This window comes from Ensifer sp. Root31 (assembly GCF_001424825.1).
Taxonomy (GTDB): Bacteria; Pseudomonadota; Alphaproteobacteria; order Rhizobiales; family Rhizobiaceae; genus Ensifer; species Ensifer canadensis.
The window spans coordinates 562,138-580,308 of sequence record NZ_LMCO01000012.1 but is presented as its reverse complement, the minus strand read 5'-3'; the positions used below and the strand labels follow the sequence as shown (position 1 = coordinate 580,308).

16 protein-coding genes and 1 pseudogene are annotated in these 18,171 nt (G+C 60.6%); 4 read left to right on the top strand and 13 right to left on the bottom strand.

Translation table 11 applies throughout. The annotated features are described in order from the left end of the window. Positions 1-79: 79 nt before the first annotated feature. The 3 genes from ASD00_RS14555 to ASD00_RS14545 all read right to left on the bottom strand — a co-directional run bounded on the left by ASD00_RS14555 (position 80) and on the right by ASD00_RS14545 (position 3,665). Positions 80-1,486: an FAD-dependent oxidoreductase gene (locus ASD00_RS14555; protein WP_200951456.1), complete on the bottom strand. Its 1,407-nt coding sequence runs from the start codon at positions 1,484-1,486 to the stop codon at positions 80-82. 3 nt (positions 1,487-1,489) lie between these two features. Further along, on the bottom strand, positions 1,490-1,867 hold the full coding sequence (locus tag ASD00_RS14550) for a cupin domain-containing protein (protein ID WP_057207276.1): 378 nt from the start codon (positions 1,865-1,867) through the stop codon (positions 1,490-1,492). A 76-nt stretch (positions 1,868-1,943) separates the two neighbouring features. Then, positions 1,944-3,665 carry an amidohydrolase gene (locus tag ASD00_RS14545; protein WP_057207275.1) on the bottom strand — a complete coding sequence of 574 codons (1,722 nt, stop codon included), beginning with the start codon at positions 3,663-3,665 and terminating at the stop codon, positions 1,944-1,946. A gap of 201 nt (positions 3,666-3,866) precedes the next feature. Between ASD00_RS14545 and ASD00_RS14540 the strand changes: the two genes are divergently transcribed. Beyond that, positions 3,867-4,763 (top strand): helix-turn-helix transcriptional regulator, encoded by an 897-nt coding sequence (locus ASD00_RS14540; protein ID WP_162249725.1) that lies wholly within the window; start codon positions 3,867-3,869, stop codon positions 4,761-4,763. Between the two features lie 65 nt (positions 4,764-4,828). On the opposite strand, the gene ASD00_RS14535 is transcribed toward ASD00_RS14540, so the two are convergent. The 9 genes and pseudogenes from ASD00_RS14535 to ASD00_RS14495 form a co-directional block, all read right to left on the bottom strand. Further along, on the bottom strand, positions 4,829-5,623 hold the full coding sequence (locus ASD00_RS14535) for an ABC transporter permease (protein WP_057207273.1): 795 nt from the start codon (positions 5,621-5,623) through the stop codon (positions 4,829-4,831). Between the two features lie 9 nt (positions 5,624-5,632). Further along, positions 5,633-6,517, bottom strand: a complete 885-nt coding sequence (locus ASD00_RS14530) for an ABC transporter permease subunit (protein ID WP_057207272.1) — start codon at positions 6,515-6,517, stop codon at positions 5,633-5,635. Positions 6,518-6,529: 12 nt separating this feature from the next. Beyond that, complete coding sequence (locus tag ASD00_RS14525) at positions 6,530-7,600, bottom strand: ABC transporter ATP-binding protein (RefSeq protein ID WP_200951455.1); 1,071 nt, start codon at positions 7,598-7,600, stop codon at positions 6,530-6,532. Positions 7,601-7,636: 36 nt separating this feature from the next. Next, positions 7,637-8,743 carry a polyamine ABC transporter substrate-binding protein gene (locus ASD00_RS14520; RefSeq protein ID WP_063963258.1) on the bottom strand — a complete coding sequence of 369 codons (1,107 nt, stop codon included), beginning with the start codon at positions 8,741-8,743 and terminating at the stop codon, positions 7,637-7,639. Positions 8,744-9,131: 388 nt separating this feature from the next. Continuing rightward, positions 9,132-10,118, bottom strand: a complete 987-nt coding sequence (locus ASD00_RS14515) for a carbohydrate kinase family protein (RefSeq protein WP_057207269.1) — start codon at positions 10,116-10,118, stop codon at positions 9,132-9,134. 10 nt (positions 10,119-10,128) lie between these two features. Then, a pseudogene (locus ASD00_RS14510) lies at positions 10,129-11,243 on the bottom strand (aminotransferase class I/II-fold pyridoxal phosphate-dependent enzyme). Between the two features lie 134 nt (positions 11,244-11,377). Continuing rightward, entirely contained in the window at positions 11,378-12,214 is an 837-nt protein-coding gene (locus ASD00_RS14505) for a carbohydrate ABC transporter permease (protein ID WP_025430137.1), read from the bottom strand. A 3-nt stretch (positions 12,215-12,217) separates the two neighbouring features. Then, a complete protein-coding gene (locus ASD00_RS14500; RefSeq protein WP_025430138.1) occupies positions 12,218-13,120 on the bottom strand; it encodes a sugar ABC transporter permease in 903 nt (300 codons plus the stop codon). 73 nt (positions 13,121-13,193) lie between these two features. Next, positions 13,194-14,447 (bottom strand): extracellular solute-binding protein, encoded by a 1,254-nt coding sequence (locus tag ASD00_RS14495; RefSeq protein WP_107026922.1) that lies wholly within the window; start codon positions 14,445-14,447, stop codon positions 13,194-13,196. 148 nt (positions 14,448-14,595) lie between these two features. On the opposite strand from ASD00_RS14495, the gene ASD00_RS14490 reads away from it, so the two are divergent. From ASD00_RS14490 to ASD00_RS14475, 3 genes are all read left to right on the top strand, one after another. Then, on the top strand, positions 14,596-15,453 hold the full coding sequence (locus ASD00_RS14490; RefSeq protein ID WP_082523560.1) for a MurR/RpiR family transcriptional regulator: 858 nt from the start codon (positions 14,596-14,598) through the stop codon (positions 15,451-15,453). A 19-nt stretch (positions 15,454-15,472) separates the two neighbouring features. Continuing rightward, a complete protein-coding gene (locus ASD00_RS14485) occupies positions 15,473-16,150 on the top strand; it encodes a phosphoribosylanthranilate isomerase (RefSeq protein ID WP_057207268.1) in 678 nt (225 codons plus the stop codon). A 403-nt stretch (positions 16,151-16,553) separates the two neighbouring features. Continuing rightward, a complete protein-coding gene (locus ASD00_RS14475; protein WP_025430141.1) occupies positions 16,554-16,787 on the top strand; it encodes a BrnA antitoxin family protein in 234 nt (77 codons plus the stop codon). Positions 16,788-16,986: 199 nt separating this feature from the next. On the opposite strand, the gene ASD00_RS14470 is transcribed toward ASD00_RS14475, so the two are convergent. Then, positions 16,987-18,153: an AI-2E family transporter gene (locus tag ASD00_RS14470; RefSeq protein ID WP_057207336.1), complete on the bottom strand. Its 1,167-nt coding sequence runs from the start codon at positions 18,151-18,153 to the stop codon at positions 16,987-16,989. Positions 18,154-18,171 lie beyond the last annotated feature (18 nt).

The window sequence follows — 18,171 nt, the reverse complement described above, 5'->3', positions numbered from 1 at the left end:
GAGGATTGGCCGGAGCCGGCCTCCGGCCAATCCTGTCGCATCGCTTGCGCTGTATTAGATCAGAAAGGCGCTGGCATTCTCAACTCAACGGAAAGCCCATTGCCGAAACCAGCCTGAGCCACGGCTTGCGCCATCCGCCCTTTTGGTCGGCCGTGTCGAGCGCATACATCGTGACCTGTGCCCCGAGCCAGCGAAAGGGTTCCGGCGGCACGACGTTGGGCAGCTGCGTTGCGAAATCCAGCCTGCTCTCCGAAGTGTTCGAGCCGTCGAGAATGTCGAGCGCTATGCGTGCGCCGAATCTCGACGCGGAGACCCCAAAACCTGAATATCCGCCGGCATAAACGACCTTGCCTGCGTGGTATCTCTGGAAATGCACCGCCATGCGTGTGCTGAGATCGATCGGGCCGCTCCAGGCATGCGTGAAGCGGTGTCCCTGCAACTGCGGAAACGTATCGAAGAACGCGGCCGCCAGCGGCTCATAGGTGTTGACGTCGCTATCGACGCTTGGTGACGTCGTGCCCGCGAAGGCATAGCCGAGCCTTCCCCCGAAGATGATCCGGTTGTCCTTCGTCAGCCGCAAGTAGTTCATCTGGGTTCGGGTGTCGTAGACACCCTGCCGGTTCTTCCAGCCGATCGACGCCATCTGTTGCTCAGACAACGGCTCGGTCGCGAGCACCCGATCTCTGACGGCGACGACACGGCGCTTGATGCCGGGATGGCCGGAGGCGAATGCGTTGGTGGCCAGCAGCACCTTCGGCGCGGTCACCGCGCCGAATGGCGTCTTGACCTCGATCTTGGCTCCGACCTCATCGAGCGCCAGCAACTCCGTATTCTCAAAGATCTCAACGCCGAGAGAAAGGGCCGTTCGTTTCAAACCCCAGGCGAGCAAGGCGGGGTGCACCGTGCCGCTGATATCCTTTGACCAGATCCCGGCCTTGTAGCGCGGCGATCCGATCTGGTCCTGGACAGCGTCCTGATCGAGAAACACGGCCTGATGGCCATATTGAAGGTGCAGTTCGTGTTCCCTGTGAAGGGCTTCGAGATGGTCTGCATCCACGGCAACGGTCAGTTCGCCGCCCCACTCGGCGTGGCAGTCGATACCATGGTCGAAAATGGTCTGCATGAACCCATGCATGTTCTCCTTGCCGAGCCGCTCCAGCTCGGCAATGTCGTTGGGGAATACGCGCACCGCATTGGACAGGCCGTGCATCACCGACGTCGAGACGACACCGCCCGGTCGACCGGAGGCGCCGTTGGCCACGGTGCTCTTTTCGATCAGCACCACATCGAGATCGGGCTTCGCCTGTTTGGCCTGGATTGCGCCCCAGAGGCCAGTGAAACCGCCACCGACGATCAGCAGATCAGCCTTTCGATGGGCCGTCAGCGGCGGCAGCGCCTCGGGAGCATCCGACCGATCCAGCCAGAACGGCGACATCTCCACGTCGGCAAGCGACGCTACCGACGGTCGTAGCATTGGGTGTGCCATAGGTCACCCGTCAGTCTTTGCTGTATGCAAGACGTAGACTTTGCGCATCGTCTCCAGCACCTCGAACCGGACCTCAACCCCCTGCGGCAGCAGGTAGCTTTCGCCGGCTTCGAACGTCTCCACCGATCCGTCCGGGCTGGTGATCGAGACTTTTCCCGAGAGAATGACGCTGTACTCCACCCCGTCAGGGTAGGAGAGCATTTCGGCATAGGGCGTCGATTGCCATGTACCGACGACGATCGAGCCGTCGGCGCTCTCGAAGTGGACATCGCCCATCTCGTCGGCAAAACCCGACAGGATCGCTTCGACGGGCACGACGCTGCACTTTTCCAGCTCGCGCAGGCCGACGCCATTGCGATCGATTTTCATTACCTTGGACATGTATGCTCCTGAATGCATGGTCAGTGGTTGGCGGGACGGGAGGCTGCCCGGCCCCGCCGGATGCGGTTTGGGGCTGCTATTTCGCCCGATAGACTTCCGTTCCGGCGACATAGGTCGCCTCGACATGCCGCTTGCGAATGGACCGGTCGACGGGATCGGGAAGCTTGGCGTCGAGCACGACGAAGTCTGCCCATTTGCCGGTCGAAATCGAGCCGATCTCATTGGCCCACGGCGTCATGTTGGCGCCGGCCTGGGTGTAGGCGAACAGGGCCTCGTCAAAAGTGACCGCCTGCTCGGGGTGCCATGGACCATCGCCGAGCCCGAACGGGCTTTCGCGGAAAACGGCATCGTTGATCTGGGTCAGGGGGCTGAGCGGCGATGTCGCCCAGTCGGATCCGAACACGACCGGCACCTTGTGCTGCAGCATCGACTTCCAGACATAGGCATGGCTTTCGCGCTCATGGCCTACCCGCTCGGTGATGTATTTTCCGATCGTTCCGGTTGCATGATTCGGCTGCATCGACGCCACGATGCCGAGCTTCTTGAACCGCTCGATATCGGGCGGAGAGATGATCTCGATATGCTCGACGCGATTGGGGTATTTCCCGGGTGATTGTCCCTTTTCGAATGCGTTCAGCGTCATCTGCACGCCGGCATCGCCGATCGCGTGGACGGCAGTCGGGAAACCGTTGTCGTTGGCAGCCTTGATCAGTGCGCTGAGATCAGCCTCCGACTGGAAGGGCTCTCCCTTCCATCCCGTGCGATCCGAGTAGTTTTCAAGCAGGTAGGCCGTGTGGGTCGACAGCACCCCGTCGACGACCGACTTGGCGTAACCGACCGTGAGCAGCGGGCCCTTCACCTTGGTCTCCCCGCTGGCAGCCACGCGGCTGTCGACGGCCTCACGATCCTTTGCCGCCGCCGGAATATTTGCAGCCTTGTCCTCGAAGAAGCCGTACCAGACCCGCAATGACAGGTTCTTGTCCTCGACGAGTTTCAGATAGTCGTAGACGGCGGCGATAGACGACATGTCATGGACGCCGGTCAGGCCGACGCTGTTGGCAAACTTCACGGTCTGCAGCAGCGCTTCGGCGCGTTCCTTGTCGGAATAGGCCGGCTTCTTGTTGGTGATGAGGTCGCCAGCGCCTTCTAGCAGGATCCCGGTCGGATCTCCGGTCTTGGCGTCGACGACGATCTCGCCCCCGGCGGGCACCTCGGATTTCGCGGTGACGCCGCCGATTTCCAATGCCTTGGTGTTCACCCAGATCGAGTGGAAATCGATATCGCGCAGAACGACGGGGCGATCCTTGACCACGGCGTCGATGTCTTCCTTCGTCGGAAGCTTGCCTTCCTTCAGCGTATAGTCCCAGCCGCCTCCGGTGATCCACACGCCTGGTGGCAGGCGTTCATCCGCCTCCTTGATCTTCTTCAGCCACGTTTCCTTGTCTGGGATGTAGGAGAGATCGACACCAGTGACGTAGTCCGTGCCGCTTGTCAGATGCGTATGTCCATCGATGAAGCCGGGCGTGACCGTCTTGCCGCCGAGATCGAGCACCGTGGTCTTGCCATCGGCGAGCGACCGGATCTCGGCGCTGGTGCCGACCGCCACGAACTTTCCGCCCTCGACGGCAAAGGCTTCCGCTCGAGGCGTATTCGGATCGACGGTCCGCACGTCGCCATTGACGGCGATAAGGTCGGCAGCGGCATTCGCAACCGTCGACGATGATCCGGCCGCAAGCGCGGCGAGCATGGTGCCAGCCAGAAGCTGGTGCAGCAGAACAGGTGATTTCTTGGTGCGCACGTCTTTCCCTCCCGAGGTCCGAACAGATGAAGCGGATGCATGGAGTAAGCGGCAATGCGGCCGGATGCGGAATACTCCAAAGGGCTAGGTTCGCCGATCGGCGGTTGGCGCGGGGGTTCCGACCATGTCCGCAACAGGCCATGGCCATGCCTTGCGGCCGTTTCGAAACTCACCTACCCTCGCGCGAGGGAGGACATTTTCATGAACGGGAGTATCGCGACGAGCGAGCCAGGCACGGTGACGCAGTCGCCTGCAATCAATGAACTGGCAATGTCACTGATCGGTAATATCGGTCGACTTGATTTCCAGGAGCGCTTGACTGAGGCACTGAAGCAGCACGTTTCCGTGGATGCGGGGCTGATCCTGCTCTATCGCGGCGACAGTGCGCCGAAGATACTCTTCAACGATTGGCAGACGCATCGCGGCCTGTCCGACATCCGGCATTACCTTCAGGGCCCCTACCGGCTCGATCCGTTCTATCAACTCGCTGTCGAGAACGAAGATGACGGGCTTTATCGCCTGAGCCAGATCGCGCCTTCGTTCGATCGAACCCAGTACTACCGCGAATACTACCAGCATTCCGGACTTCATGACGAGTTCAACTTCATCGTCAGCCTCGACGATGCCTCGAAGATCGCGATCTCTCTCGGCCGCAAGCGGTCGAGCATCGCGTTCAGCGCACAGGAAGTGCAACTGCTCGAGAGCCTCGCTCCGATCCTGCGCACGGCAGTCATCCGCCATTTCCGCGACCTCAGACCCGAGACGCTTGATGGCGAGGGTTCCGCGTTGCAGAAGGCGCTTGCCCAGGCGATAGGCAATTTCGGCCGGAGCGTCCTGACGGAGCGCGAATGCCAGGTCGCTCAGCTTGTTCTGCGCGGCTATTCCGTCAAAGGGGCTGCGACTCGACTCGGCATCTCGCCGGCAACAGTGAAGCTCCACCGCCGAAATCTCTACTCGAAGCTGGATATCACGTCACAAACGGCGCTTTTTGCGTTGTTCATAGACGCAGTCTCTTCAGCCAGGAACGTCTACGAAGACCCGCTGTCCGGCTACCTCGCCAAGCGCGGGCAACTCACGGGCGAACTTGCCTGCAACTGACGGGCGTTCGTTGCAGGCGACTGAGGCCTTATTAACGCCATGGGCTCCGCCACCTGACCGAACGCCTAAACGGCAAGACTGCTCTTTGCCGATGGTCTGGAGACGATGCGTGACGCCACCAGGCCGAAGACGACGACACCAAGGATGATCGTCGAGATGGCATTGACCTCAGGGGTCACGCCGAACTTGATCTGCGAATAGATATTCATCGGCAAGGTCGAGGCTCCGGGCCCGGTCGTGAAACTCGATATCACGAGATCGTCGAGCGACAGCGTGAACGACAGCAGCCAGGCCGAGACGAAGGCCGGAACCATGTTCGGCACGGCCACCTTCACGAACGCCAGGAATGGCGGGCAGCCGAGATCTCTTGCGGCCTCCTCCAGCGACGGATCGAGTTCGGCCAGTCGGGATTGCATCACCACTGCCGCAAAGCACATGGTGAAGGTGGCATGGGCAAGCGTGATCGTTACAGGGCCGCGATCGATGCCCAACGTCACGAACATCAACAACATCGACACGCCCATTACCACCTCCGGCATCACCATCGGCGCCACCAGCATGCCGTTGAAGATATGATGGCCACGAAAGCGCCGAATTCTGACAGTCACGATCGCCGCAAGCGATCCGAGAACGGTCGCGAATGTTGCCGAGATCGCTGCCACGAGAAAGCTGATCTTGGCGCCCTCGACGATCGACTGATTGGTGATCGCGGCCGTGTACCACTGAGTGGAGAAGCCGCCCCAGACGGTGACCAGCCGCGAGGCGTTGAAGCTGTAGGCAACCAGAACCACGATCGGCAGGTAGAGGAAGGTGAGCCCGGCGAAAATGGAAAACCGGTTGAACCAGGATGGCTGGGGCATAGTCGCTCCTCACTTAGAGGTTCGAGACAAACGTGTCTGAAACAGGACGATGGGTATCACCAGGATGACGAGAAGCAGCACGGTGACGGCGGAGGCCACCGGCCAGTCCCGGTTGTTGAAGAACTCGATCCAGATCGTCCTGCCGATCATCTGTGTGTCCGCACCTCCAAGCAGGTCAGGCACGACGAATTCGCCGATGACCGGGATGAAGACCAGTGCACATCCTGCAGCAACACCCCTCAAACTGAGTGGAAAGGTGACGCGCCAGAATGCCGCCATGCGCGAGCAACCGAGATCGCGTGCCGCCTCGATTAAGGTACGGTCGCTGGCACTGAGATTGGCGTAGATCGGCAGCACCATGAACGGCAGGTAGGTGTAGACGATGCCGATATAGATCGCGGTCTCGGTGTTCATGATCCGCAGCGGCTCGGAGATGATGCCGAGGTTAAGGAGCAACGAATTCAACAGCCCGTCGTTGCGCAGAATGCTCATCCAGGCATAGACGCGGATCAGCATAGAGCTCCAGAACGGCACGATCACGAGGAAGATGAGAAAGGAGCGCGACGCCGGCGCGCAACTGGCGATGCCGTAGGCGAGCGGATAGGCGATCGCCAGCATCATTATCGTCGAAATCGCCGCCACCTTCAGGCTCGTGAGATAGGCAAGGAGATAAGTGTTTTCACCCAGCACAAAAATGAAGTTCTCAAGATTGAGCCGAATGCTGAGCAGCGATCCCTGCCAGGCAAATAGCGGCTCATAGGGTGGCATGCCGAGGCGAACGGACGAGAGGCTGATCGCCAGCACGAGCAGAAACGGCATGAGAAAGAAGACGGCCAGCCAGCCATAGGGCACGAGCACCAGTGCGCGCCGGCCGAGATCAGGTTTTGATTGCATCGTGTCGTTCCCCTAGTCGGCCAGCAGGCGGGCGGCCTGCGGCATCCATGAGGCATAAACGGTGTCGCCGACCGCCAGATCGTCCTCAGCGCCCAGATTGACGCGCAGCGCGTCCAGCGTTGCCCCGCTCTTCAGGCGTACCCGATAGTGGCGCCCTGCCCCGGCGTAGCTGAATTGTTCGATGGTACCTTCGAGACCGCTGCCCTGTTTGTTGAGCTCGACCCTTTCCGGCCGCACCGATACCCAGAAGCGACCATTGGCGGATATATGGTCACTGGCGGTCGCAAAGATCGAACCGCCGGCCTCGGCACTTTCGACCGTCAGCTCGTTGCCGGAGCGTCTGGACGTGCCGCCTTCGAACACGTTCGCTTCGCCCAGGAATTTCGCGACATAGCGGGAAACCGGTGTTTCGTAGACTTCGGCAGGCGACCCGATTTGCAGCACCTTGCCCTGCCGCATGATCGCGATGCGCGACGACACGGTCATTGCCTCATGCTGGTCGTGGGTGACGATGATGAAGGTTAGCCCCAGCTCCCGCTGAAGCCTGACCAGCTCGTGCTGGGTTTCGGTGCGCAGGTTCTTGTCAAGCGCACCGAGAGGTTCGTCCAGCAACAGCACCTTCGGCCGCTTGACCAATGCTCGCGCCAACGCGACCCGTTGCCTTTGTCCTCCAGACAGCTGCTGCGGCTTGCGATCCAGCAGCGCCGTCAGTTGCAGCTTTTCGGCCACCTCGCCCACACGCTGCCGGATCTCAGTTCCTGCCAGCCGGTCCTGCTGCAGGCCGAAGGCGATATTCTTGCCCACTGACAGATGGGGAAACAGCGCGTAGGACTGGAACATCATGTTCGTTGGTCGGCGATGGGCCGAAACGTCCGTAACATCTTCCCCGTCGAGCCGGACGACCCCCGATGTCGGCGTTTCGAAACCAGCGATCATGCGCAGCAAGGTCGACTTGCCGCATCCGGATGGACCAAGAAGCGAGAAGAATTCCCCCTTCCCGATACCGATCGAGATATCGTCGACGGCGCTGAACAGACCGAAGGACTTGGAAAGATTCTCGATTGATACGTAAGATTGCAACACGGATGTCCTTCTGCTCCCGCTTTTCAGGCAAGACATTCAGTTGCCGGCCCTAAACGCAGTCCACACCCGGGTACGCTCGCGCGCCTGGCGTGGCGGCAGCGACTTGTCGACGAAGAGCTTGGCGCGAACTTCCGCGGGCGGATAGACGTTCGGGTCCGTGCGGATCGCCTCGTCGACCAGCGGCGTGGCAGCAGCATTGGCGTTGGCGTAAAACACGTGATTGCTGATGTCGGCGACTGTCTTCGGCTCGAGAACGTAGTCGATAAAGGCCAGTGCCTGCTCCGGATCGGGCGCATCGCCGGGCACGGCCATGGTATCGAAGGAGATGATCGTGCCTTCCTTCGGGATTGAATAATTGACCGCGATGCCGTTGTTGGCTTCCTCGGCGCGCGCTGCAGCAATGCCCGCGTCACCGCTCCACATCATCGCCAGGCACAGCTGGCCGGATGCCATGTCCGCCACCAGTTGGCCGCTCTGCATGTGCCGGATGTAGGGGCGCAACGTCAGGAGCAGGTCCTTGGCCCTGTCAAGATCTTCCTGTTTTGTCGAATAAGGATCGAGCCCGAGATAGTTCAGAGCGATTGGAACCACCTCGTTCGGCGCATCGACGATGCCAATGCCGCAGTCCTGAAACTCTTTCGCCAGTTCCGGCTTGAAGAACATATCGAGGCTGTTTGTCGGGGCGTCGCCGACCCGCTCCTCAACGAGCTTCGGATTGTAGGCAATCCCTGTCGTCAGCCACATGTACGGGACGAGGTACTGATTGCCCGGGTCGTGTTCGGCAACGAGCTTCAGGAGATCCTTGTCCAGATTCTTATAGTTTTTGAGACTGGAAGCATCGATCGGCTTCAGTGCACCCGATTGGATGAGCCGCTCGCCGACGGTTGCGCTTGGAAAGGCAACATCGAAACCGCTTCCCCCTGCCAGCAAGCGTGTCTCCAGGACCTCCAGCGAATCGAAGAAATCGACACGCGCGTCCACGCCGCTACGCTTTGCGAAGTTAGAAACTGTGTCTTCGGCAAAATAGTCGGAGAAGTTATAGATAAACAGCTTCTCATCGGCCCTCGCTCCCCCCTGCCCATAGAGCAAGGCGATCGAAGCGATGGCAACCGAGTGCATCAGCGAACGGCACGAACCAGACATGTTCCCTCCCAAGGCAGAATGGCCTTCGTTTCGGGAAAAACTGCGGGGCCAGGCGCAATGGGTCAACACTCCCTTTGGCTAGGCTGGGCGGCTGTTCGATGCCGCTGCACATGATCTTCAGCTTTAAAAGCCCATGTTTCCAAGGGCTCAGCACGACTATGTCGCGCCGGATCCTGATGCTGTGTAGAGGAACGCAGGGAGTGATTTCAGCCGAAGCACAGATTGCCTGCGGCTCCGATTTGAGCGCGTTGCCGGCGACATTGCGCCAGCGGCGTCATTGGCCGAAGCCGCCAGAAAAGGTGACGGGCAAGGGCGCCTCGTCGAGCGAACAGAGACATACGCCTGCCAGCCCGTTTCGGTGTGAATCCTGCAGGACTTGGGCCGAGAGTTACTGTCGTCCCAATTGTTCGTCGGAGCCCGCTATGCCAGGTCTGTTGCCGTTACTGACGGAGATCAGCTTCATGACTTCCTCCAGCGCGGGCATCGACAACCCTGCTCCCTGCCGGGTCACCGCAACGGCACCGAACGCATTTGCAAGCCGGCAGCATTCGGATCCAGGCAATCCCGACACGCGCCCGATTATATGTCCTGCCGCGAAGGCATCACCTGCCCCTGTCGTGTCGACCGTAGCGACGGAAAACCACGGCGCGCTTTCAGCCCCGGAGTTTTGGTAGAGAGACGAACCCGTGACATCATGCTTGAGCGCGATCCTTCGCACGCCCTGACGCAACAGGGACTTGATCGCCTCTTCAACAGGAATTTCGCAGCCTTCTCCCGCAAGCGGTGCAAGATCGGCCCTGCCGAGCATGATGGTATCGAGCTTCGGCAGCAGATTGCGCACATGCGGCGCGACCGACAACGCAACACCGGCCGGAATATCCAATGTCACCGGGATCCCGTGCCGCTGCGCAAGCTCGATCGCTCTATAAGCTGCGTCGGATTGCGGGTTTTGCAACAAGGCGTAGCCGGAGAGATGAAAGAGCGCTGCATCCTCGAACGGGGCGTCGACGATCGATGCCGGGGACAGGTGTGCGTTGGCCCCGCGATAGGCAAACATCGTTCGCTCACCGCTCTTGCCGACGGTCACGATGTTCGTTTGCGTGGGCTCAGACGGGTCCCGGCCGATCCACGCCGTCGAAACACCGATGTCCTCGAGCCACGACAGCGCCTGCTCTCCCAAGGCATCTTGCCCCACGCGCCCGATCAGCCGGCAGTCGTGGCCGGCGCGTGACAGCGCGATAGCGGTATTCGTGGCTGAGCCGCCCAGCATGTGCCGCTGGGCCGTTGCGATCGCCTCTCCTCCCTCGAGCGGATACTCGGGGATATCAAGCACGAGGTCGATATTGATATCGCCAAGGAGGACGATCGCTGCCATTGCGCAAACCCTAGAGATCGAGATGCATTTGTTGTATCGCCTGATCTACGTCGGCGATGATGTCGTCAACATGTTCGATACCGACCGAGAAGCGCACCAGGCCATCGACAACGCCCATCGCCTCCCGCTCCTGGCTGGGAATATCGAGAAAGGCCATGGTCGCCGGCATCTGCGTCGTGGTGCGCAGTCCGCCGAGGCTTGCCGCGAACGAACCGAGCTTCAGCCGCTTCAAGAGCCGTACGCCCGAAGCCTCGTCTTCGACGCAGAAGGAGAGCATGGCGCCACCGCCGCGCAACTGCTCGCTCCCGAGGCATGGTTCGGATGCGAGGGCAGCCCCGGATAGAAGACACGTTTGACCTTGGGATGCGCTTCAAGATGTTTTGCAAGGGCAAGCGCATTGGCGCACTGCTTTTCCAGGCGCAACGCAAGCGTCTGTGCCCCGCGCAGCAACAGCCAGGCATTGAACGGCGACAGCGGCGCGCCAAGCTTGTTGAGCGTATTCCAGCGGACGTCCTCCAGCCAATCCGCAGGCAGGATGTCGGACTTCAGCGTGATCACCCCGCCGACCGCGTCGTTGTGGCCGCCGATGAATTTGGTGGCGCTTTCGACCACGACGTCGACGCCGAATTCGTGAGGCCGGCAAACGGCCGGAGACGCGAAGGTGTTGTCGCAAATGACCACGATGCCGCGCGAATGGGCGAGCTCCACCAGCGCTTTGAGCGGCGGCACCTTCATGGTTGGATTGGCGATCGCCTCGACATAGAGAACTTTGGTCTCATCGGTAAACGCGTTTTCGACCGCTCGGACATCGGTGCAATCGACAAGGCTCACTTTCAGCCCGAAATCGCCAGCGCGGTGATCGAAGAATTCGTGCGTGCTCGAATAGGTGGTGAGATCGGCAACGATGTGGTCGCCCGCTTTCAGGATGCCGAACAGCGCATGCGAGATCGCGGCCATTCCGGAAGCGGTCGCCAGGCATGCCGTGCCGCCTGTTAGCTGGGCGATATGTTCCTCGAACTTGTATTCGGTCGGGTTGCCGCAGCGCGAATAGATGTTCACTTCCTTGCGCGCACCGGCGACGATCTGGTCGTAGATGTCGCCGCCATACTGGAAATTCGCCGACATGTAGATCGGATAGCTGATCGACTGGGAATGCTCTTCGGGCGTGTAGAAGACTGCCCGGCTGGCAAAATCGAGCTCTTTAGGCGACATGAAACTTCTCCTGCATTGGACCCGGACTTGAGCCGGGTCATTAACGGCTATTCCTTGACGGCACCGCCGAGCAAAGCGGCGGTGATCTGGCGTTCGAAAAAGATGAAGAGAACCAGCGGCGCGATGGCGGCGATCAGGATGGCCGCCAGCATCACCGGATAATTGGTGATGTGCTCGCCGACGAAATCCGTGAGGCCCACGGGCAACGTCTTGCGCGCCGGATTGTTGATGAAGACGACCGGAAACAGGAAATCGTTCCAGACCCAGATCATGTTGACGATCGCCGCGGTGAACATCGCCGGGCGCGCGATCGGCAGCGCGACGCGGGCGAAGATGGACCACTCGGAAGCACCATCCATGCGCGCCGCATCGAAGAGTTCGCGCGGCAGCGTGTTGAAAAAGGCCTGCATGATGAAGATCGTGACCGGTACGTTGAAGGCGGCAGTCGGCAGCACGACACCCATATGCGTATCGAGCAGTCCGGCGCCACGAAGCATCACCACCAAGGGCACGAGCGCGACATAGGCGGGGATCGCCATGGCCGCCGTCAGGCTGAGTTCGACGGCAGGCATCCAGCGTGGCCGATAGACTGCCAGCGCGTAACCGGCGAGGGTTGACACCGCCACGGTGAGAACCGTCGCGCCGGCCATGATCAGCAGCGAGTTGACAGCGTAGCCGCCAAGCGCGCCGCCGCTCCAGGCGCCGACATAGGCGTCAAGCGAGAAGCTCGTGGGCAAAGACCAGACCGAGCGCATGAACTCCTTGTTGGTCTTGAAGGTGCTGTAGATCATCCAGATGAACGGGAAGACAACCAGAAGCACATGCAGCGTCAGGAGAACGAGGACCACCGTATTGGTGACTGTCCAGCGGCGAACGGCAGCCATGGCTCAAGTTCTCCCGCCGACGCCGGCTCTTTTCAGATACCGGAAGACGAGCCACGCGCCGACCGCCGTCAGCAGCATCTGCGTGAAGCCGATGGTTGCCGCATAGCCCATCTCGAAACTGCCGAAGCCCATCTTGTAGAGGTAGGTGGAGACCACCTCGCTTGCGTGGTTCGGGCCGCCATTGGTGAGCACAAAGACGAGCGAGAAGGTCTTGAGCGAACCGATGATCGCCAGCAGGGAATTGGCGCGAACCGCGTCGCCGACCATGGGGATGGTGATCGAGAAGAACTTGGTGAAATGGCCGGCCCCATCGATCTCGGCGGCCTCGTAGACGCTTTCGGGCACACTCCTGACCGCCGCCACGAATAGCAGGACATAAAGGCCGAGATAGGTGAAGCTCATCACCACCACTACGGCTGAGAAAGCCGTGCCGGATTCGCCGAGCCAACCGCGCTTCAGGCCATCCAGCCCAAGCGCACCGAATGCCGCGTTCACCAGACCGAAATAGGGATTGTACATGAAGCGCCAGAGCAGCCCGATGCAGATCTCGCTGACCATCACCGGCACGAGATAAAAGAACAGGAATATTCGGCTGAACGCAGGCACGATGCGCACCAGGCAATAGGCGATGCAGAGCGCAAGAAACACCTGAAAGACCATGGCCGAAAGCGCGACGAGAAGGTTGCGGCCAAGCGCCCGCCAGAAGATCGGGTCGCCGGCAAGACGGACGAAATTGCCCGCTCCCTGAAATACCGGCGCAGACGCTCCGTCCCAACTGAAGAGCGAGAGCCAACCGGCATAGACGACGGGATAGGCGACGAAGGCTGCAATGAGCAGGAATGCAGGCGACAGAAACAGGAGCGCCGCTCTGTTGTGGCTGTTGGCAAAGCCCTTGTTGGTACTCATCGTTCTTGGGCTCCATGGAGGGCTCGCGCGGCGAGCGGCTTGCCGCGCAAGCTGGTCATGTTGCTGGCGCCAACTACTTGTCGGTCCGCAGCGCATCCTCGAGGCGCTTGGCCGCATCGGCCGGCGGCACCGAGCCGTCAAGCACACCCTGGAGCGACGTGTAGTAGATGTTGGTCGCAGCCGGCGGCATGGCGGTGTCATAGAAGGGATCGAGGTGGCCTGCCTTCGCCATCAGCTTGCCGCTGATATCGAACAGGACAGGTCCTGCGGCTGCCTCGGTCGTTGCGTCCTTCACCGTCACCATCGTCTTTCGAAGCTCGACATACTTCGTCATGACCTGGCTCGACGTCAGGAACTTGAGCAAGGTCACGGCATCGGCCTTGTTTTCCGCCTTCTGCGAAATGCCGAAGGTGGCGGCGACGCCGGCCAGGACGTCGGACTGGTCACCAGCCCCGTCCTTGACTGTCGGGAATGCGAAATAGCCGAGTTCGAAGCCTTCGGGCGCATCGGCGGACGCGCCGATCTGCCAGGTCCCGTTCAGCATCATGGCTGCCTGGCCGTTGAGGAAGAGCATGTTGGCTTCCTGGTCGCCCATGCCGTTGAAGCCGATCGGGAAATAGCCTTTGCTCGAAAGCGCGGCAACATGTTCCAGCGCCTTGGTCGCCTCGTCGCCGAGCGCGGCCTTGGCATCCTTGTTGACGAAGGCGGAAACGACGCCGGATCCCTTGAGACGCATCTCGAGATACTGGAACCAGAACGTCGCCGGCCAGGCATCCTTGTTGCCAAGCGCAAACGGGACAATGCCCGCGCCCTTGATCGTCTCGGCCAATGCCAGAAGCTCATCGTAGCTCGACGGCACCGTCCAGCCGTTTTCCGCAAAAAGCGCCTTGTCGTACCAGAAGACGACGGAGTCGACATCGACGGGAACGGCGTAGGCGTGACCATCCTTGCTTGTCTGCGCGAGGGCGCTTTCGAGGAAACTGTCGCCCCAGCCGTCCTTGGCAAGGTCTGCGTCGAGCGCGTACATCTGCCCGCCATTGACGAAGGCATTCAGAAAGCCGCCGGGCAGCGTGTAGAATACGTCAGGCGGGTTGCCCGACGCCATGGCCGTGTTGAGCTTGGTCTTATAGGCCGACTGTTCGGCCGCAACGACATCCAGCTTGATGTCGGGATGCGCCTTGGCGAATTCGTCCAGGGCGAAATTGATGAAGTCGACCTTGTCCTGTTGGCCCGCATAGGCGTGCCAGAAGGACAGCTCACCGGCCGCGGCCGGAAGGGCGGTCAGCACCATGGCCGCACCAGCAATCAACAAACGCTTCAGTCCCATGACATCCTCCCAGAAGTCCAGCAGCGCATCTTCTCGCGTTGATGTAGTGATGCCACATCATATAAGTCGTGTCTATAGTGACACCACAACATGACTATGCTAGCCTCTTCGCCAAGGCGCACCGCCAAACCGAAAAAAGGCCCCGTCAATGGTCAATGATTTGCGAGGCAACAGCAGCATTCCGGCCAGCATCCGGCTGCGAAGTGTGTTGCCGAAATTGTCAGATTCCGAACGGCGCGTGGCGCTTTGGATGCTCGACAACAGCGACAGCGCAATCCGCCAGTCGATGTCGGCAATCGCCCAGGCGACGGATGTCAGTGATACGACCGTGCTGCGCATGTGCCGCACCGCGGGCTTTGAGGGATTCACCGATCTCAAGCTGGCGATGGCTCAGGAGCCGCGCATCGTTCAAGCCGAAATGTCGTCCGAGCCGCAGACAAGCGACCTGCAGGCCGCAAGCCGATTGTTTCGCGCAATTGGCCAGGCCCTGACCGATACGCTCGGTGTTCTCGATGAAAAGACCCTGGCTGCGGCGATCGATCTGATGGCCGGTGCCAAGCACATTTTGGTCGGCGGCGTGGGCGGGTCCGGCATCGTCGCGCAGGCATTTTATCAACGCTGTATCCGGCTGGGACTGCGATGCGATGCGCCAGTCGATTCCCAACTGCAGATCATGCATGCGGCGCTGACTGGGCCGGGCGATCTCGCCGTCGCCATTTCCTATTCCGGCATTACAAGCGATCCGGTTCTCGTGCTGCAGGAAGCCAAGGCGCGCGGCGCCTCAACGCTCTGCATCACCGGAAATAGCAGCTCGCCGCTAGCGCGACTCGCCGATGTCGTGCTCGTCAGCGTCTCGCATGAGCAGGGCAGCGAGCCGATGGCAGCGCAGATCGCGCAGATGACATTGGTCGATGCGCTCTATGCCGTTTTTGCCGCACGCAATGCCGAGCGGGTTCAACTCACCGAGGAGCGCATGGTCAAGGCGATCCTCCCGAAATCAATCTAGCCAAAACACGAGCAGGGCATTGAAAACACAAATCTATACCATGCAGACAGTTGCCGAGGCCCTGGCTGCGGCGAAAGTCGGCGTCGACTATCTCGGCCTCACGCCTTCGAACCGGGGCTTGCCCGGCGAGATCAGCTTCGCCACTGCGCGCGAGATCGCCGATGCCCTTAAGGGCAAGGCACAACGGGTGGCGCTGTCGGTGGAGAGTGATCTCGAGGCGATCGCCGAGATGGTGGACGCGGTGCAGCCTGATGTGCTGCATCTGTGTGGCGACATCGAGCTCGTGACCCCTGAGCACGTCAAGACGTTGCGCACGAAGCTGCTGGCAAAATACCCCGACCTGAAGATCCTCCAGGCCATACCGATGACCGGGCCGGAGGCGCTTGATCACGCAGCGCGCTTCGAGCCGTTTGCGGACATCTTCATCCTGGATTCCGTCGCTGCCCATATCGGCGGCATTGGCGCTGCCGGCGTCACCCATGACTGGTCGCTCAGCCGCGAGATCGTAAAACGCAGCAAACGGCCGGTGATCCTGGCGGGCGGCCTCAAGCCGGAGAACGTCGCAGCTGCGATCGAGGCTGTCCGGCCCTGGGCGGTGGACTCACTCACCCATACGAACCGCCCCCTCGCCGAGGGTGGCTTTCGCAAGGACATCGACAAGATTTCGGCCTTCGTCGCTGCCGCGAAGCACGCCTGAAATGGTACTTTCATCTCGATCTTCCGGGATGGCTTGACGAACCCGAGCACCCCGGCCGCCCCGGCAGTTCGGGAGAAATGAGTCTTGTCCTAGCTTTCGCCGGCGTGGTCGTCTTGCAGGTCCACCTGCGCCCGCCGATCCGCCGCTGTCACCGTGCAATAGGGTGACCGGCACCCGACTGTATTGACGAGCCTTGCGGGGAACGCCCTGGCCGGCCACCGCAATTTCGAACGCTTGGCACGCCGCTGCAGCAAAACCATCAAAACGGACAGAATACGGCGGGTCACGTGCATGTGGGTCTGTTTCAGTGGCGTGCCGGTCTGCCGCCTGTTACTGAAGCAATGTATCGCTTGGTTGAACGAGCGGGACGACAGGACCCCATCGGCCACGAAAGGAAGCGACCATGGCGACGACACCACGAAGACCATCCAATCCAAAAGATGCCGCCGAGGCGCTGTTCAGGCCGGCGAAGAAGGTGGCAGCTCCCGCGGTCGAAAGACCTGCGATCCCGAACACCAAGGAACTCGTATCGCTGAAGATCGACAGCGATGTGCTCGCCCATTTCCAGGCGGACGGGCCCGGCTGGCAGGATCGTATCAACGATACCTTGCGCGCCGCCATGAAACCGTCAGTTTGATCGTCGGCGCTGAACGCGGCGCAATTTCGCGCGCCTTGAGCGTCATCGAACCGCAGGTCTCTCACTCATCGCTGCGCGCTATTGCTGCCCCCCGGTGCCTTCGGAAAGGCATCGCCCGTCCGCGAAGGCGCTTCGGGTAGCCGGACGCCCAAATAGCGAGGTTAGATCGGGAGCGCGACGGCGCCAACGGCATCATAGGCTAGCCTTGAATGCCGGTGTCAGAAACGACTTCGCCGCTTTGCCGGGCCGGGCGCTGATCTGGCTGCGCAGCTATCCTGTCTGAACGGATCCAGACAGTAAGAAGGTCATAAAAGACGCTGAGAACAATCGGGCCCAGAAACAGGCCGATCAATCCATAGGCAAGCGTGCCGCCGAGCACCCCGACCAGAATGACGAGCATTGGTGTGGAAAGGCCACGAGCGACCAGAATGGGCTTCATAATGTTGTCGATCAACGCGATCGGAACGAGGAGAAGCGTCATGAGCAAGGCTGACTGGAACTCCATTGTCATCCATCCCCACACGATCAGGGGCAGGAAAACAGGAAACGGCCCGATTTGCACGATACACAGGATCATCACGACAAACGCGATCAACCCGGCTGCGGGCACCGCGAAGAGCTTCAGAACCAACGCGCACAATATCGTCTGAATGAACGCCACGCCGATGACGCCCCTTGCGACGTTTCGGATCGTGGCGGTTGCAAGCCGTACGAACCCTTGCCCTCGCTCTCCGGCGATCCTGTGCGCAAACCCATTCAAGAACTCGGAGATCTTCAAGCCAGGGCGAAACAGAAAGCCGGTGACAATCACCGACGCAATGAAACCTACAAATCCCAACCCGATGCTGGCAAGAACGCCGATGGCCTTGCTGCCGGCTTGCAGTAGTGCCGGTTGGAACCGGTTAAGGGCGGCCGCCAGATTGTTTGAAGCAAGACTCCAGGCATTGTAGATCCGCTCTCCGATGATGGGCCAGTTCCGAACGGCCTCTGGCGGCGCCGGCATGATTGCCTCGCTACCCTTGAGCTTTTCGTACACCACTTGCGCGCCGTCGAGCGAGCCGAAGATGAGAGCCGACAGTGGGCCGATAATGAGGGAAAGGTTCACCAGCGTAATGAGCACGGCCGCGAGCTTTCCGCGACCACCAAGCATTTTTTCAAGCCTGCGATAAAGCGGATACTGCGCGACTGCCAGGATAGCGGCCCATATGCCGATAATGGCAAAGGGTACCACTAGCGTCAGCGACCAATAGGCAAACAGCCCAACGATACCGAACCGGACGAGGTCCGTGATCCGTGTTTCGATTGAGGCCGTCGCCACCGGAGCAGGCGCTAAACTATTGCTTTTACCAAGTCGATCGTCATCCATGACAGCGCCCCCGCCCCC